Raw genomic sequence first — 16,879 nt, 5'->3', positions numbered from 1 at the left:
CAATTATTCAGCAGCAGGCTCTTTGGTTTGTGCTTCTTTGATAGACAGACGTACACGACCCTGACGATCCACTTCCATTACCTTCACGGTAACTTCCTGGTTCAGTTGCAGGTGGTCAGATACGTTGGCTACGCGCTCATCGCTGATCTGAGAGATGTGTACCAAGCCATCTTTGCCGGGCAGGATGTTCACGAAGGCACCGAAGTCAACGATACGGATAACCTTACCGGTGTACAGACGGCCCACTTCCACTTCAGAGGTGATTTCCTCGATGCGGCGGATAGCTTCGCGGGTAGCGTCGCCATTGTTGGAGGCAATCTTCACAGTACCGTCATCTTCCAGCTCGATGGTGGTACCGGTTTCCTCGGTCAGCGCACGGATCACGGCGCCGCCTTTACCGATAACATCACGGATCTTCTCTGGGTTGATCTTGATGGTGGTGATACGTGGAGCGAAGTCAGAGATATCTGGACGGGCACTGCCGATGGCCTGGTCCATCACGTTCAGGATGTGAACGCGGGCGCCGTAAGCCTGCTGCAGAGCGATTTCCATGATTTCTTTGGTGATACCTTCGATTTTGATGTCCATCTGCAGTGCAGTAACACCATCACGGGTACCGGCTACTTTGAAGTCCATGTCGCCCAGGTGGTCTTCGTCACCCAGGATGTCAGACAGAACCACGAAGTTGTCGCCTTCCTTCACCAGACCCATGGCAATACCGGCCACAGAAGTCTTGATAGGTACACCGGCATCCATCAGCGCCAGAGAGGTACCACACACAGAGGCCATGGAAGAAGATCCGTTGGACTCAGTGATTTCAGATACCACACGTACAGAGTATGGGAACTCTTCGGCAGACGGCATTACGGCGTTGATACCACGCCATGCCAGCTTGCCGTGACCGATTTCGCGGCGCTTCGGTGAGCCAACCATACCGGTTTCACCCACAGAGTATGGAGGGAAGTTGTAGTGCAGCATGAAGCGGTTGGTGCGCTCGCCCATGATGGAGTCAATCTTCTGCGCATCACGCTCGGTACCCAGAGTTGCGGTAACCAAAGCCTGTGTTTCACCACGGGTGAACAACGCAGAGCCGTGGGTACGTGGCAGTACACCCGCCATCACAGACAGGGCACGGATCATGTCTGGCTCACGGCCATCGATACGTGGCATGCCCGCAATGATACGACTGCGAACTACGTTCTTCTCGAGGCTGCCCAGCAGATCGGCAGCTTCACGTACGTTTACATCAGGATTGGCTTCCTGCAGCTTGGCGATAGTGGCTTTCTTCACTTCACCAACGGCTTCGTAACGCTCTTGCTTGGCCATAATCTGGTAAGCGGCAGTCAGACCTTCTTCGGCCAGCTCTTTGATTTGTGCAACCAGGGCATCGTTTTTAACAGGTGCTGTCCAGTTCCAACGTGGCTTACCGGCTTCAGCGGCAAACTCGTTGATGGCATTGATAACAACCTGCTGCTGGTCATGACCGTATACCACGGCGCCCAGCATCACTTCTTCCGGCAGAGATTTGGCTTCAGATTCCACCATCAGTACGGCGCTCTGGGTACCGGCAACCACCAGATCCAGTTCGCTGCCAGCAAGCTCAGCGGCACCTGGATTCAGCACGTATTCACCATTCACATAGCCTACACGGGCAGCGCCCAGAGGACCATTGAATGGGATACCGGAGATAGCCAGTGCAGCGGAAGTACCGATCATGGACACAACGTCCGGCTCAATCTGAGGATCTACCGATACCACTGTGATGATGACCTGTACTTCGTTGGTAAAGTCATCTGGGAACAGTGGGCGGATTGGACGGTCGATGAGACGGGCAATCAGAGTTTCGTCTTCAGAAGGACGACCTTCACGCTTGAAGAATCCACCTGGGATCTTACCGGCTGCGTAGGTCTTCTCCTGATAGTTTACGGTCAGCGGAAAAAAGTCACGGCCCGGGTCGGCTTCCTTTTTGCCCACAACAGTTACCAGAACTGTGGTATCACCCATGCTTGCCATAACGGCACCATCGGCTTGACGAGCGATTACACCTGTTTCCAGGGTGACTGTATGCTGACCATACTCAAAACTTTTTACGATAGGATTCACGTGACCCATTCCTTAATTAATGACCTTGAAATACGCGCGTAAGTATACTGCAACTCAAGTAGATAGTTAAAGAGCGGATTCTGGTGACAAATCTTTAACTTTTCACTACAGTGGAAATAGTTGACTGAACACAGTCTCGTATTTCACGCCAATCATTATCTTATTTTTCAAGACCCGGAACCCGATTGATGGCAATAAGGTTTAAGTCGCTTACCTGGAAACAAACCAATCTCGTTGTCTTCGCAGCGCTGTTTTTTGCTGTTGCTGTGTTTATCGTTGAACTTTCCTTAATGGTTATGTCCACCCGTGAAGCTGTCACATCAAGCCAACAGGAATTGCTTGACTCGGTCGAACAACCCGCCGCCAACGCCGTTTGGGCGCTGGATGATAATCTGGCCCGACAAACCCTTGAAGGGGTACTTAAAGTTGAGCACGTAGGAGCCTCAGTAATTGAGTTAGACGACGGTTCAATGTTTGTCTCTGTAAGCAATGACAAACACGTCTTTTCTGATTTTTTCAGTGACTTAAGTGAAGAGCTTTTTGGAGACCTCAGAGAAATAGCCCGGCCACTTTACCGCCCTTATTACTTCGAAGGTTCGCGCCAACAGCAGCTGATTGGCACACTCACAATCTTTTATGATACTCAGGAACTGGCCGACAGCTTGTTTGGACAACTCAAAGTCGGTTTTGTCGCCACACTGGCAAGAGCCCTGTTGTTGACCATGGTGCTCTCGATAGTGTTTCACCGCTTCCTGACTCAACCCATTGCGCGCATCAGCGAAGCGATTGATAAAATCGAACCCGAATCGCCAGACGAAAACCTGCTCCCCATATCTGATGCACACAAAGATGATGAGCTGGGTTTGGTAACCACTAAGCTCAATCAAATCCTGCTGCAATTCGGACAGACTCAGAGCAAGCTGCGCAAAATGGCAACGCGCGACCCGCTCACGGGCCTACCAAACCGGACTCTGCTACTGGAAACCATAGCGGTAACCATTCAGCGCGCCCGCGTACACAGACGCGCTTTTGCCCTGCTGTTTATCGATTTGGACCGCTTCAAAAACGTCAATGACTCACTGGGGCATGCGCTGGGCGATCAATTTCTTGCACGTATTGCTCGGCTGCTGGAACGGGTAGTTGGCGATAAAGGCACCGTAGCCCGCCTCGGCGGTGACGAATTTGTGATCCTGGCCGATGAAATCAACTCCGCCGATATGGCCGCGGATTTTGTTGATAAGCTTCTGTTTCAACTCAACAACCCAATTCAGCTTGGCGAACACTCGATTCATCCGGCGGCCTCAGTAGGGATTTCTCTGTATCCGGAAGATGGGAACAGTGCCGAAGATCTTATCCGTCATGCTGACATTGCCATGTACAGCGCAAAGGCATCCGGCTCAAACCAGTGGGCCTTCTTCAAAGCACAAATGACAGAACGGGCTGCCGTACGCCTGCGCACCGAAGCGTCGTTACATGATGCATTAAAGAACAACGAATTCTTGCTGCACTTTCAGCCCAAGCTAGACCTTTCCACCGGTAAACTGATGGGCTGTGAAGCGCTTATACGCTGGCAAAAAGATGGCCGCTTGATTAGCCCCATGTCCTTTATCCCTGTGGCCGAGGAGACAGGTATTATTGTTCCCATTGGCCGATGGGTCCTTGAGCAAAGCTGTAAAATACTGCGGCAGTGGCAAAAACAGTATGGTTTCGCAATCCCTATTGCCGTGAATGTAGCTTCACAACAGTTTGCTGACGCCAGCCTGGTACCTGACATCAAGCAGTTGGCTCTCAGATACCAGATTGCACCTGATTTACTGGAATTGGAAATAACCGAAACCTCATTGATGGCTGATGTAGAGGCTGCCATCAGCAAGCTTGAGCAACTGAAAATTGCCGGATTCGGTATTGCCGTGGATGATTTCGGAACAGGATACTCTTCACTGTCGTATTTGCGTCACCTGCCAATCACCACCATGAAGATCGATCGCTGCTTTGTTTCTGATTTACCCGGCGACAGTGCTATCGCTTCGACTATCCTGATGCTGGGTAAGCAGTTGGATTTGCAGATTGTGGCAGAAGGTATTGAAAACGAATTGCAACTGGAATGGCTGAAAACAGCGGGATGTGGTGTAGGTCAGGGCTTTTACTTCAGCCCACCCTTACCGTTGGAGGAATTTGAACAAATGTATTTCCAGAACACGGTCACCAGCATTCATGACGCGGGTGGCTATCCACCTGCATAATTAAACTTAATGAATGCTTTACGGTAGATAACAGACACAAAAAAGGAGGCCAAAGCCTCCTTTTTTGTGTTTCTGCATTGCTGATTAGCGACGCAGACCCAGCTTTTGGATCAGCGCAGTGTAACGCTGAACATCAGTACGCTGCAGGTAAGACAGCAGCTTACGACGAGAGCTAACCATACGCAGCAGACCACGACGAGAGTGGTGATCGTGGATGTGAGTCTTAAAGTGACCCTGCAGGTGGTTGATCTGAGCAGTCAGCAGAGCTACCTGAACTTCAGTAGAACCAGTGTCGTTTTCACCACGGCCAAACTCAGCCAGGATTTGTGCTTTAGCTTCAGTACTTAGTGACATGAATATCTCCAAAATATCATTAAATTGTCTCAGCCGATCACTAACTCAGCCGAGAAGACGCGGTATTTTAGCCGCATTCAACCCTGACCGCAACCGCTTTAATCGTTGTCGTTTGTGAAGACCACCAAGCGTTTGGGTGCCAATTGACCATCGTCGTTCATCTTGCCGATACCCACAAAGCGTCTGGCTTCCCCAAGCGTGATCCGCATCAGTGAATCGCTACTGATACCGGCTACCCGAACCGGATTGCCATTCATCAGATAGGGAGCCACCGTATCGGGAATATTCACCTCAGGCAGATCGGCCACAGCGGTATCCATGGGCAGGAGCAGCGGATCAAGCAGCGTTTTGGGCTCAACGCCCTGCTCTTCGGCCTGTGCTACCAGCGCTTCCAACTCTTCGATGGTGACCATACGCTCATAGGGGTAGGCCGCAACAGCGGTGCGGCGCAGCATAATCACATGGGCACCGCAGCCAAGTTTTTCACCAAGGTCATCGATGATGGTACGAATATAAGTACCCTTGGAGCAGTGAATATCCAGCGTCAGCTCATCGCCTTCAAACTTAATAAAGTTAAGCTCGAATACTGTAATAGGCCGGGCTTCCCGGGGCACATCCTTACCTTCACGGGCATACTTGTACAGGGGTTGACCCTGATACTTAAGCGCCGAGAACATGGACGGTACCTGCATGGTGTCGCCACGGAAACTGTCCAGCGCAGCATCCAGCGCTTCCTTGGTGAAATTAAGCGGACGAGTGCTGACCACTTCGCCGTCGGAATCACTGGTATCGGTACGCTGACCCAGTTTGGCGGTCACCAGATAACGCTTATCGGCATCCAGAAGATGCGATGAAAACTTGGTTGCCTCGCCCAGACACACCGGCAACATGCCGGTTGCCAGTGGGTCGAGCGCACCTGTATGGCCGGCTTTGGCCGCATTGTAAAGCCGCTTCACCCGCTGCAAAGCATGGTTGGAACTCATGCCAGTGGGTTTATCGAGCAGCACTATGCCGTCGATATTGCGGCCCTTGGTGCGTCTTGCCATCAGCTTTCTCCGCCCTCGGTAGCCTCGCCTTCTTCGTCGGCGTGGCCTTTCCGGGCTTCGTCATTTCGAATAACCTGACTCACCAGGTTAGACATACGCATACCTTCAACCAAGGAGGCATCATAGATGAAACGCAGCTCGGGCATAACACGCAGCTTCATGCGGCCGGCAACCAAAGTGCGGGCGAATGGCGCGGCAGCGTTTAATGCGGCTAACTTGTCTTCGATGACCTTAGGATCTTCTTCAAAGAAGGTGACATAAATCTTGGCGTGACTCAGGTCGCGGGACACGTCCACATCATTCACTGTCACCATGCCGATTCGGGGATCTTTCATATCCCGCTGCAGCACCATAGCCAGCTCTTGTTGTAGCTGCTGGCCGATGCGACGGGAACGACTAAATTCTTTTGCCATGATGTTGTTACCGTAAAATCAACAAGGGCGGCCTAAGCCGCCCTTTGAGTTGTTAGAGTGTCCGAGCGACTTCGATGGTTTCGAACACTTCGATTTGGTCGCCTACGCGAACATCGTTGTAGTTCTTAACGCCGATACCACACTCCATGCCGTTGCGGACTTCGTTCACGTCATCCTTAAAGCGGCGCAGAGACTCGAGCTCACCTTCGTAGATAACCACGTTGTCACGCAGTACACGGATTGGCGCGCTGCGCTTCACAACACCCTCGGTGACCATACAGCCAGCGATTGCACCCAGTTTAGGCGACTTAAACACATCGCGCACTTCGGCCAGACCGATGATCTGCTGCTTGAACTCTGGTGACAACATGCCGCTCATGGCAGATTTCACTTCGTCAATCAGGTCGTAGATCACGCTGTAGTAGCGCAGATCAACGGCTTCAGATTCGATGGTCTTACGGGCCTGAGCATCGGCACGCACGTTAAAGCCAACCATGATGGCGTTCGAGGCCGCAGCCAGAGTGGCGTCGGTTTCGGTCAGCGCACCCACACCGGAAGCGATGATGTTCACCTTCACTTCATCGGTAGACAGCTTACGCAGCGAGTCGGAAATCGCTTCCAGAGAACCCTGTACGTCGGCCTTCAGAACCACGTTCAGTTCCTGTACTTCGCCTTCGGTCATGTTGGCAAACATGTTCTCCAGCTTGGCCTTCTGCTGACGTGCCAACTTAACTTCACGGAACTTGCCTTGACGGTATAGGGCAACTTCACGTGCTTTACGCTCGTCACGTACTACAGTGGCTTCATCACCGGCTGACGGTACGCCAGACAGACCCAGGATCTCTACCGGAATAGATGGACCGGCTTCCTGAATTGGCTTGCCGTTCTCGTCTTTCATGGCACGGATCTTACCATACTCAAGACCACACAGAACGATGTCGCCCTGACGCAGCGTACCTTCCTGAACCAAAACAGTTGCTACCGGACCACGGCCCTTGTCGAGCTGAGATTCGATAACCACACCGGCGGCCATACCTTCGCGGCGAGCCTTGAGTTCCAGAACTTCGGCTTGCAGCAGAATGGCTTCGAGCAGTTCGTCAACACCGGTACCCGCCTTGGCAGATACGTGAACAAACATGTTGTCGCCACCCCAGTCTTCAGACATAACGTTATGCTGGGCCAGCTCGCTCTTAACGCGATCCGGATCGGCTTCTGGCTTATCCATCTTGTTCACAGCCACAATCAAAGGCACGTTACCGGCCTTGGCGTGCTGGATAGCTTCGATGGTCTGTGGCATCACGCCGTCGTCGGCAGCCACTACCAGGATTACGATGTCAGTTGCCTTGGCACCACGGGCACGCATTGCGGTAAACGCGGCGTGACCTGGGGTATCCAGGAAGGTAACCATACCGTTATCGGTTTCTACGTGGTAAGCACCAATGTGCTGAGTAATACCACCGGCTTCGCCTGCGGCAACCTTGGCGCGACGGATGTAATCCAGCAACGAGGTCTTACCGTGGTCAACGTGACCCATGATGGTTACTACCGGAGCGCGTGGCTCCAATTTCTCATCTTCGTCACGGTCAGCCAGTACCTGATGCTCCAGCTCGTTTTCACGCAGCAGTACAACCTTGTGGCCCATTTCCTCTGCAACCAGCTGAGCAGTTTCCTGATCGAGCACCTGGTTAATAGTAACCATAGAGCCCATTTTCATCATCTGCTTGATGATTTCAGTGGCTTTTACTGCCATCTTCTGCGCCAGCTCGGCCACAGTCACAGTTTCACCAACTCGCACTTCACGGTTCACAGCAGCAACAGGCTTGTTAAAGCCGTGGGCCATGGACTCAGGCGTGCTCTTGTGGCGCATGTGCTTCTCACGACCTTCACGTGCATCTTTACCGCCACGCTTACTCTTGGTCTGCGTTTTATTGCGATTACGACGGCCACGTTTTTCGTCGTCCTGATCGGCAGAATCTTCAGCGGCACGAGCAACTTTAGAGGTTGTTACATGGTGATCGCCATAACGTTCAGCCTCAATGCGACGACGCTCTTCTTCCGCCCAGCGGCTTTCGTTTTCTTCAGCCAATGCACGCGCCTTTTCTTTAGCTGCAGCAGCTTCTTCATCAGCTTTACGCTTGGCAGTTTCTTCCTGCTGTGCCTTGAGGCGAGCTGCTTCAGCACGCGCCTCTTCAGATTCAACCTGCTTAGCAGGATCTTTTGAAGCCGTTTTTACTTCCGCTTCGGCTTTGGCTTTGGCCTTGGCTTTAGCTTCTGCTTCGGCTTTAGCTTTAGCTTCAGCTTCTGCAATGGCTTTGGCTTTAGCCTCTGCTTCGGCTTTTGCCTTGGCAGCAGCTTCTGCTTCGGCCTTGGCGCGCGCTTCTTCTTCAGCCTTCAGCGCTGCTTCGTTACCATCACGCTTCACGAAAGTACGTTTCTTACGTACTTCTACTTTAACGTCTTTAGACTGGCCACCACTGGATACACTCAGGGTAGATACAGTTTTACGCTGCAAAGTCATCTTGGTTGGCTGTGCATCACCGCCGTGTTGCTTTTTCAAATGATCAAGCAACTGCTGCTTTTCAGTCTCAGTCACGCTGTCGGCTTTGGCCTTTTTAATTCCGGCCTCAGCAAACTGCTCAATCAGTCGCTCAACAGTTTTGCCAACTTCGTTGGCTAATTTCTCTAACGTCATGTCCGTCATTGGTTACCTCCCCTGTTGATCGACTTAAGACTCTTCGCCAAACCAACAGATGTTACGGGCAGCCATGATCAGCTCACCTGCTTTTTCTTCTGTCAATTCTTCTATTTCGATCAAATCATCAATGCCTTGTTCAGCCAAATCTTCCAGTGTTACAACGCCACGGCTGGCCATCACAAACGCCAGGTGTCGTTCCATACCATCAAGATTCAGCAGCTCCTCGCTCGGCTCAGCGCCGTCCAGAGCTTCTTCTGAAGCCAACGCACGGGTAGATATAGCTGCCTTGGCACGTTCGCGCAGCGCTTCAACGATATCTTCGTCAAAGCCGTCGATGGCCAGCAGCTCAGCTACAGGTACGTAAGCCACTTCTTCCAGTGAGGTGAAGCCTTCATCGGCCAGCACCTGAGCGAAATCTTCATCCACGTCCAGTGACTCCATGAACAGGGTTACCACCTTGGCACTTTCGGCCTGGTGCTTGGCGTTCATGTCTTCCACTGTCATAACATTCAGCTCCCAGCCAGTCAGCTGAGTTGCCAAACGTACGTTCTGACCGTTACGACCAATGGCCTGAGCCAAAGAGTCCGCTTCAACGGCGATGTCCATGGAGTGGTTATCTTCATCTACGATGATTGAACCCACATCGGCAGGCGCCATGGCGTTGATCACGAACTGAGCAGGGTTATCATCCCACAGCACAATATCAACACGCTCGCCACCGAGTTCGTTGGAAACGGCCTGCACACGTGCACCACGCATACCCACGCAAGCACCGATCGGGTCGATGCGGCGATCATTGGATTTCACTGCAATCTTGGCGCGGCTGCCAGGGTCGCGGGCAGCGCCCATCACCTGGATCATTTCATCGGCAATTTCCGGAACTTCAACACGGAAAAGCTCAATCAGCATTTCCGGCTTGGTACGAGTCAGAAACAGCTGCGCGCCGCGAGCCTCAGGGCGCACCGCATACAGCAGCGCGCGAACACGGTCGCCTGGACGGAAGGATTCACGGGCTATCAGGTCTTCCTTATACAACACGCCATCGGCATTGTTACCAAGGTCAACCACCACGCTATCACGGTTGGACTTCTTGACCACACCAGTGATGATTTCACCTTCTTTATCGAAAAATTGCTCAACAACCTGTGCACGCTCGGCTTCACGCACTTTTTGTACGATTACCTGCTTGGCAGTCTGGGTTGTGATCCGGTCGAACACCACAGATTCGATTTCGTCTTCGATAAACTCGCCCACCTGAATCTCAGGATTTTCGTAACGAGCCGCTTCGAGTGTAATTTCACGATAAGGGTTTTCCAGCGCTTCGCCGTTATCCTCTACCACCATCCAGCGACGAAACGTTTCGTAGTCACCAGTCTTGCGATCGATAGCTACACGAACGTCGATATCACCTTCGTACTTTTTCTTGGTAGCTGTGGCCAGCGCGGTTTCCAGCGCCTCAAAAATTTTTTCTCGCGGAACGGCTTTTTCGTTTGAAACCGCTTCAGCGACCAGCAGAATCTCTTTATTCATCGTCTTGCCTCGTTCACCTTGAAACTATCAAAACTTCGCAATAATGTTGCCTTTGCGGATATTGTCCAGGGCAACGACCAACGACTTGCCATCGACTTTGATGGTCAGCATCTGGCCGTCAACCGTGTCGATAACACCTTTTAAATTACGACTGCCTTCCACAGGCATAGTCAATTGCACCTTAACATCCTCACCAACATAGCGAGCATATTGAGCGGCATTGAAGAGCGGACGATCAAGTCCGGGCGAAGACACCTCAAGGGTATATTCATGTGAAATCGGATCTTCTACGTCCATGATCGCACTGATTTGGCGACTGGATTCGGCGCAGTCGTCCACGGAAATGCCGTTCTCGCTGTCGATGTAAACACGCAGGATAGAATGCTTACCCGCCTGCACGTATTCAATGCCCCACACCTCATAGCCCAAGGCTTCGACAGCCGGTGTCAGCATTTCTGCCAGTCTGCTTTCCAAAGTCGCCAAAGTGACCCCCAAAAAAACAAAAAAGGGCTATAAAGCCCCAGTAACTTTACCGCAAAATCCGCGGTGAATCTTAAAGTCCATATAACAAAAAACCCCGTAATAACGAGGCAATTATTATAAGAACCTGTTTACAGTAACGAAATTTACCGTAATTTCGTTACTGGGAGCTGGTTGCGGGGGCCGGATTTGAACCGACGACCTTCGGGTTATGAGCCCGACGAGCTACCAAACTGCTCCACCCCGCGTCAACTGCTGCAAGTATATTGACTAAAGCCCTTACTTGCAATCACTGCATGCTGAAACTGCATACATACAGTGCTTTATGATTGGTGCCGAGAGCGGGACTTGAACCCGCACGTCCGTTAGGACACAGCCACCTCAAGGCTGCGCGTCTACCAATTTCACCACCTCGGCTAATCTTGCTTCTTAGTCAGGGATTTTGGTCTCTGACTGCTCGGTTTGCTGAACTTCCTGAGCGGCAGGTTCAGAACCGATGTTGTTCCACTTATCTTCCTGCTTCACATGATGCGCACTCAGATTACCTATAATAAGGCTCAGAGTGAAAAACGCCACTGCCAGGATAGCTGTGGAACGGGTCAAAAAGTTACCTGAACCACTGGAACCAAACAGGGTGCCGGATGCGCCAGCGCCAAACGACGCGCCCATATCGGCCCCTTTACCTTGCTGGATAAGAACCAGGCCAATCAGACCTAGGGCAACCAACAAGTAAATAACTATCAGTACTTCGTACATATCATGCGCTCATTGCTATGGAACACAGGGTTAAAAACTCGGTCGAGTTTAAACTGGCTCCGCCAATCAGTCCACCATCAACATCAGGCTGGGCAAACAAATCTGCCGCATTGCTTGGCGTCACACTGCCGCCGTATAGGATCCTGATGTTCTCACCAATAAAGGGAGATACTTCAGAGAGCCTTCTGCGTATAAACGCATGCACTTCCTGGGCTTGCTCTGGTGTAGCGCTTTTGCCTGTGCCTACAGCCCAAAGTGGCTCGTAAGCGATAATGGCATTATCGAAAGCCATGGTGCCGTTCTTTTCGATCACCACATCCAACTCTTCTGCAATCACCTCAAAGGTGCGCCTTGCCTCACGAGCCGGACCGGACTCCCCCACACATAGTATGGGCGTCATACCGTGCTTTTGAGCGGCGGCGAACTTTTCAGCGACTATATCGCTTGTTTCACCATACATTCTTCGCCGCTCTGAATGTCCGACAATTACATATCGACATCCGGAATCTTTCAGCATCTGCCCGGATATTTCACCGGTGTAGGCACCAAAGTCATGCTGACTTAAATTTTGGGCACCCATTCGAACTAAGCAGCCATTCAGAGCTTCTTTGTTCGCCTCAAGCAGTTGCCTGACGCTTTCAAGGTAAATTGCCGGCGGACACAAGACCACTTCCGCTGAATCGTTTTGGAGCTTAACGGCAAACTTACTGAAGAGTTCCTGAGCCAGCGTCGCGCTGCCATTCATCTTCCAGTTACCTGCTACCATTGGACGTCTGAGTGCCATCACCATCTCCTCTGAAAGCGGAGCGAATAATAGCGAACCGCGTTTTAAGTTACAACACCTATTTATGACTTTTTGGTAAAAACAGGCTCGACTGTTGCTTTTTTATTCCAGCAAGCCCATTTCTGCTCAAAACACATGCTAACCTATTAAAACTTATACATTAACAATTTCAAACCACCCTTTTTACCGCATCTGCAATGGCATTGGCAAAACGGGTTACCGATTCTTCATTCTCACCTTCAACCATTACCCGCAGCAGTGGCTCTGTGCCGGATTTGCGCAGCAGTACTCGGCCACGCTCACCAAGCTTATGCTCAACTTCGGCTACCAATGAGGTTACGCTTTCAGCTTCAAGTGGGTTCCTGTCCCCTTCAAAGCGAACATTTACCAAAATTTGTGGGAACATCTTAAGATCAGCAATCATCTCTTTCAGATCTTTACCACAGCGACGCATGGACGCCAGCACCAGAATACCCGCAACAATGCCATCGCCTGTGGTGCCATGGTCCAAGTTAAGAATATGACCGGAATTTTCACCACCAATGCGCCAACCACGTTCTCTGAGCAGTTCCATCACATAGCGGTCGCCCACTTTCGAACGGGCGAAGGGAATACCTTCATCTTTTAACGCCAGTTCAAGTCCCAGGTTCGCCATTTGGGTACCGACCACACCACCCTTTAGAATCCCCCGTTCTTTGGCGTCGCGGGCAAGGATATATAGGATTTGGTCGCCATCGACAATCTCACCATCGCGGGTCACCATCATGATGCGGTCACCATCACCATCAAGAGCAATACCCAAATCGGCGTTGACTTCCAGCACTTTGTCACGAATGGCAGCCATGGACGTGGCGCCACACATCTCGTTGATGTTCATGCCGTTGGGCTCAACACCAATGGCAACGACATCGGCGCCGAGTTCGCGGAATACCGCTGGGGCAATGTGATAGGTTGCACCGTGAGCACAGTCCACCACAATTTTAAGGCCACTCAGGGTCTGATCTGCGGGGAAATTACCTTTGCAATATTCAATGTAACGGCCGCGGGCATCATCGATACGGGAAACCTTGCCAAGGTGCTGGGACTCAGCACACTCCAGTGGCTTTTCGAGTTCAGCTTCAATTTGCAGTTCAATCTCATCATCAAGTTTGCTGCCGTCAGTGGAGAAAAACTTGATGCCGTTATCATAATAGGGATTGTGGGATGCGCTGATCACCACCCCGGCTTCGGCGCGGAACGTTCGGGTGAGATAGGCTACGGCGGGGGTAGGCATAGGCCCCATCAGCAACACATTCAGTCCTGCTGATGAAAAGCCTGCTTCCAGTGCCGACTCAAACATATAACCCGAAATACGGGTATCTTTTCCGATAATCACCTTACGACTACCACTGCGGGCAAGAACGCGGCCGGCAGCCCAGCCAAGTTTCAATGCCAGCTCAGGTGTCATCTGACCGGAACCAACCTTACCCCGAATACCATCGGTACCGAAAAATTTACGTTGAGACACGCTAAACCCCATCTATTCTAAGGTCCTGGCTCGGACCCATAATTTTGTCGCTGTCACATTCACAGTCACAGCTTGTCAAAGGCGCGGGTTGCCTCCAGCACTTTAAGTACGTCGACAGTTTCGGCCACATCGTGAACCCGAATAATATTCGCCCCCTGCTGAGCTGCCAGCATAGCCCCAGCTAAACTACCCGCGAGGCGTGACGTCGCATCGCGGCCAAGCAGGTTGCCAAACATACTCTTGCGGGAAAGCCCTGCCAGTAACGGCAATCCAAAATGCTCAAAGGCTGCAAATCGGCCGAGCAGCTCATAATTGTGTGCCAGGGTTTTACCAAACCCAAACCCTGGATCAAGAATAATCTGCGCCTGTGGGATCCCGGCGTCAACACAGGCGGCAATCCGATGTTCAAAAAATGCACACACATCATCAATCAGATTGTCATATTGTGGACAGTGCTGCATGGTGCGCGGCTGGCCCTGCATGTGCATCAGGCATACCGGCAAGCCTGTGGCGGCCGCGGCAGCCAGAGCACCGGGCTCCTGCAACGCCCGCACATCATTAATCAAGTGGGCTCCTGCCAGGGCAGCCTCGCGCATCACGTCGGCTTTACTGGTATCCACGGACACCCACACATCGTGGGTGCGGGCTACATATTCCACCAGTGGAATAACCCGGCAGAGCTCTTCATCCAGCGACACTTCAGCGGCACCCGGCCGGGTGGACTCGCCGCCGATGTCGATAATCGTCGCGCCCTCCTTAACTAACTGATCGGCATGGTCGCAAGCCGACTCAATTACGGCAAATCGGCCACCATCAGAGAAAGAGTCGGGGGTGACATTCAGGATGCCCATCACTACCGGGCGAGTCAGGTCTAGGGTTTTGTCCCTGGCTGTAAGCGTGAACACGTGCTCTCCTCAAACAAGAAAACCCCGAAGCCGGGGTTTTCTCTTATTACATCAATCCTGCAACAGCATCAGTGTTTGGTCACTGGCTCATCGGGATTCAGGTCTGTCGGCTTCGAGGCTTCATCTTCTGAGGTAGCCTCAACACCTTTGTTGCCTTTATCGCCTTTGTCGCTGTTTTGCTCGTCTTTCTGCCAGTCAGCAGGCATACGCACTTCACGGCGCTCCATCAAATCTTCAATCTGACGGGAGTCGATGGTTTCGTACTTCATCAGTGCATCTTTCATGGCATGCAGGATGTCCATGTTATCAACCAGTAGTTGATGGGCACGGTCGTAGTTACGGTCAATGATAACTTTTACTTCAGTGTCAATCAGTGCCGCAGTTTCATCAGACATGTGCTTGGCCTTGGCCATGGAGCGACCGAGGAACACCTCGCCTTCTTCATCAGCGTACAACAGCGGGCCCAACTTGTCGGAGAAGCCCCATTGGGTCACCATGTTACGGGCGATAGAAGTCGCATACTTGATGTCCTGAGAGGCACCTGTCGACACTTGCTCAATTCCGTAGATCAGCTCTTCGGCCAGACGACCACCGTAGGCAACCGAGATTTTACTCTCAAGCTTGCGGCGACTCTGACTCACGGCATCCGCCTCAGGCAGGAAGAAGGTAACACCCAGCGCGCGGCCACGAGGGATGATGGTAACCTTGTGCACAGGGTCGTGCTCTGGCACCAGATAACCCACAATAGCGTGACCGGCTTCATGGTAGGCGGTCATTTCTTTTTCGGCTTCCGACATCACCATGGAGCGGCGCTCAGCACCCATCATGATCTTGTCTTTGGCGCGCTCAAACTCTTCCATGCTCACCACACGGCGGTTACCACGGGCAGCAAACAAGGCAGCTTCGTTCACCAGGTTAGCCAAATCAGCACCGGAGAAACCGGGCGTACCACGGGCAATCACACTGGCTTTCACATCTTCTGCCAGCGGCACTTTGCGCATATGCACCTTCAGGATTTGCTCACGGCCACGAACGTCTGGCAGACCCACTACAACCTGACGGTCGAAACGACCAGGGCGCAAGAGCGCGGCATCCAGCACGTCTGGACGGTTGGTCGCGGCAATCACGATAATGCCTTCGTTACCTTCAAAGCCGTCCATCTCAACCAGCATCTGGTTCAGAGTCTGCTCACGCTCATCGTGACCACCGCCTAGACCAGCGCCACGCTGACGGCCGACGGCATCGATTTCGTCGATAAAGATGATACAAGGCGCAGACTTCTTGGCCTGTTCGAACATGTCGCGTACGCGGGATGCACCCACACCGACGAACATTTCCACGAAGTCAGAACCGGAAATGGTAAAGAAAGGCACCTTGGCTTCACCGGCAATCGCCTTGGCCAGCAGTGTTTTACCTGTACCGGGAGGACCTACCATAAGCACGCCGGTAGGAATGCGGCCACCCAGTTTCTGGAACTTGGTTGGGTCACGCAGGTAATCAACCATTTCCTTCACTTCTTCTTTGGCTTCATCACAGCCAGCCACGTCGGCGAAGGTAGTTTTAATCTGATCTTCACTCATCAGCTTGGCTTTACTTTTGCCAAAGGACATGGCGCCTTTGCCGCCACCGCCCTGCATCTGACGCATAAAGAAGATCCACACCCCAATCAGCAGCAGCATCGGGAACCAGGAGATGAAAATTTGCGTCAGGAAACTGGATTCCTGCGCTTCTTCACCCTTCATGGTTACGCCTTTGCGATCGAGGTCGTTAATCAGATCCTGATCGTACATGGGCATGATAGTAGTGAACTTTTCACCACTGCGTTTCTGCCCTTCGATAGTGCGTTGGTCGCTTTTGATTTCGACCGTGGCGATTTGGCCGGAACGAACATCGTCCAGGAAGTTGGAGTAATCCATCTTCTGCGATGACGAAGAAGAGGGGGAATAGCCCTGGAACACCGACATCAGCACAACGGCGATGACGACCCAGAGAATAAGATTTTTTGCCATATCACTCAAGTTAGTAGGCCTCTTTACAGTCTTGCGAAGCTAAGCCTCAGGGTA

General features: G+C 52.1%; 13 protein-coding genes and 2 tRNA genes. 1 reads left to right on the top strand and 14 read right to left on the bottom strand.

Features of this window, described 5'->3' with window-relative positions:
• Positions 1–3: 3 nt before the first annotated feature.
• Positions 4–2,103, bottom strand: a complete 2,100-nt coding sequence (gene pnp / locus ABYK60_RS00565) for a polyribonucleotide nucleotidyltransferase (RefSeq protein ID WP_372869831.1) — start codon at positions 2,101–2,103, stop codon at positions 4–6.
• Positions 2,104–2,291: 188 nt separating this feature from the next.
• Here pnp and ABYK60_RS00560 point away from each other — a divergent pair, with 188 nt between their 5' ends.
• Positions 2,292–4,346 carry a putative bifunctional diguanylate cyclase/phosphodiesterase gene (locus ABYK60_RS00560; RefSeq protein ID WP_372869829.1) on the top strand — a complete coding sequence of 685 codons (2,055 nt, stop codon included), beginning with the start codon at positions 2,292–2,294 and terminating at the stop codon, positions 4,344–4,346.
• An 84-nt stretch (positions 4,347–4,430) separates the two neighbouring features.
• On the opposite strand, the gene rpsO is transcribed toward ABYK60_RS00560, so the two are convergent.
• The 13 genes from rpsO to ftsH form a co-directional block, all read right to left on the bottom strand.
• The gene (gene rpsO, locus ABYK60_RS00555) at positions 4,431–4,700 is read right to left on the bottom strand and encodes a 30S ribosomal protein S15 (protein ID WP_372869827.1); all 270 of its coding nucleotides are present in this window, start codon (positions 4,698–4,700) and stop codon (positions 4,431–4,433) included.
• Positions 4,701–4,798: 98 nt separating this feature from the next.
• Positions 4,799–5,746, bottom strand: coding sequence for a tRNA pseudouridine(55) synthase TruB (truB, locus tag ABYK60_RS00550; RefSeq protein WP_372869825.1), 948 nt, complete (start codon positions 5,744–5,746; stop codon positions 4,799–4,801).
• The gene (rbfA, locus tag ABYK60_RS00545) at positions 5,746–6,159 is read right to left on the bottom strand and encodes a 30S ribosome-binding factor RbfA (protein ID WP_372869823.1); all 414 of its coding nucleotides are present in this window, start codon (positions 6,157–6,159) and stop codon (positions 5,746–5,748) included. Before rbfA ends, truB begins: the two co-directional genes overlap by 1 nt.
• Positions 6,160–6,211: 52 nt before the next feature.
• On the bottom strand, positions 6,212–8,860 hold the full coding sequence (gene infB, locus ABYK60_RS00540; RefSeq protein ID WP_372869821.1) for a translation initiation factor IF-2: 2,649 nt from the start codon (positions 8,858–8,860) through the stop codon (positions 6,212–6,214).
• A 24-nt stretch (positions 8,861–8,884) separates the two neighbouring features.
• Positions 8,885–10,384: a transcription termination factor NusA gene (gene nusA / locus ABYK60_RS00535; RefSeq protein WP_372869819.1), complete on the bottom strand. Its 1,500-nt coding sequence runs from the start codon at positions 10,382–10,384 to the stop codon at positions 8,885–8,887.
• 27 nt (positions 10,385–10,411) lie between these two features.
• Positions 10,412–10,867 carry a ribosome maturation factor RimP gene (rimP, locus tag ABYK60_RS00530; RefSeq protein WP_372869817.1) on the bottom strand — a complete coding sequence of 152 codons (456 nt, stop codon included), beginning with the start codon at positions 10,865–10,867 and terminating at the stop codon, positions 10,412–10,414.
• Positions 10,868–11,035: 168 nt separating this feature from the next.
• Positions 11,036–11,112 (bottom strand) — tRNA-Met (locus tag ABYK60_RS00525).
• 82 nt (positions 11,113–11,194) lie between these two features.
• A tRNA-Leu gene (locus ABYK60_RS00520) sits at positions 11,195–11,281 on the bottom strand.
• Between the two features lie 12 nt (positions 11,282–11,293).
• The gene (secG, locus tag ABYK60_RS00515; RefSeq protein WP_126166088.1) at positions 11,294–11,620 is read right to left on the bottom strand and encodes a preprotein translocase subunit SecG; all 327 of its coding nucleotides are present in this window, start codon (positions 11,618–11,620) and stop codon (positions 11,294–11,296) included.
• A 1-nt stretch (position 11,621) separates the two neighbouring features.
• A complete protein-coding gene (gene tpiA / locus ABYK60_RS00510) occupies positions 11,622–12,404 on the bottom strand; it encodes a triose-phosphate isomerase (RefSeq protein ID WP_372869815.1) in 783 nt (260 codons plus the stop codon).
• 169 nt (positions 12,405–12,573) lie between these two features.
• On the bottom strand, positions 12,574–13,911 hold the full coding sequence (gene glmM, locus ABYK60_RS00505; protein ID WP_372869813.1) for a phosphoglucosamine mutase: 1,338 nt from the start codon (positions 13,909–13,911) through the stop codon (positions 12,574–12,576).
• A 65-nt stretch (positions 13,912–13,976) separates the two neighbouring features.
• A complete protein-coding gene (folP, locus tag ABYK60_RS00500; protein ID WP_372869811.1) occupies positions 13,977–14,816 on the bottom strand; it encodes a dihydropteroate synthase in 840 nt (279 codons plus the stop codon).
• Positions 14,817–14,884: 68 nt separating this feature from the next.
• Positions 14,885–16,834: an ATP-dependent zinc metalloprotease FtsH gene (gene ftsH / locus ABYK60_RS00495; protein ID WP_372869810.1), complete on the bottom strand. Its 1,950-nt coding sequence runs from the start codon at positions 16,832–16,834 to the stop codon at positions 14,885–14,887.
• Positions 16,835–16,879 lie beyond the last annotated feature (45 nt).

Origin of the sequence: Shewanella sp., assembly GCF_041630135.1 — a bacterium.
Taxonomy (GTDB): domain Bacteria; phylum Pseudomonadota; class Gammaproteobacteria; order Enterobacterales; family Shewanellaceae; genus Shewanella.
The sequence above is the reverse complement of the archived record's forward strand: the minus strand, read 5'-3'. Positions and strand labels throughout refer to the sequence as shown.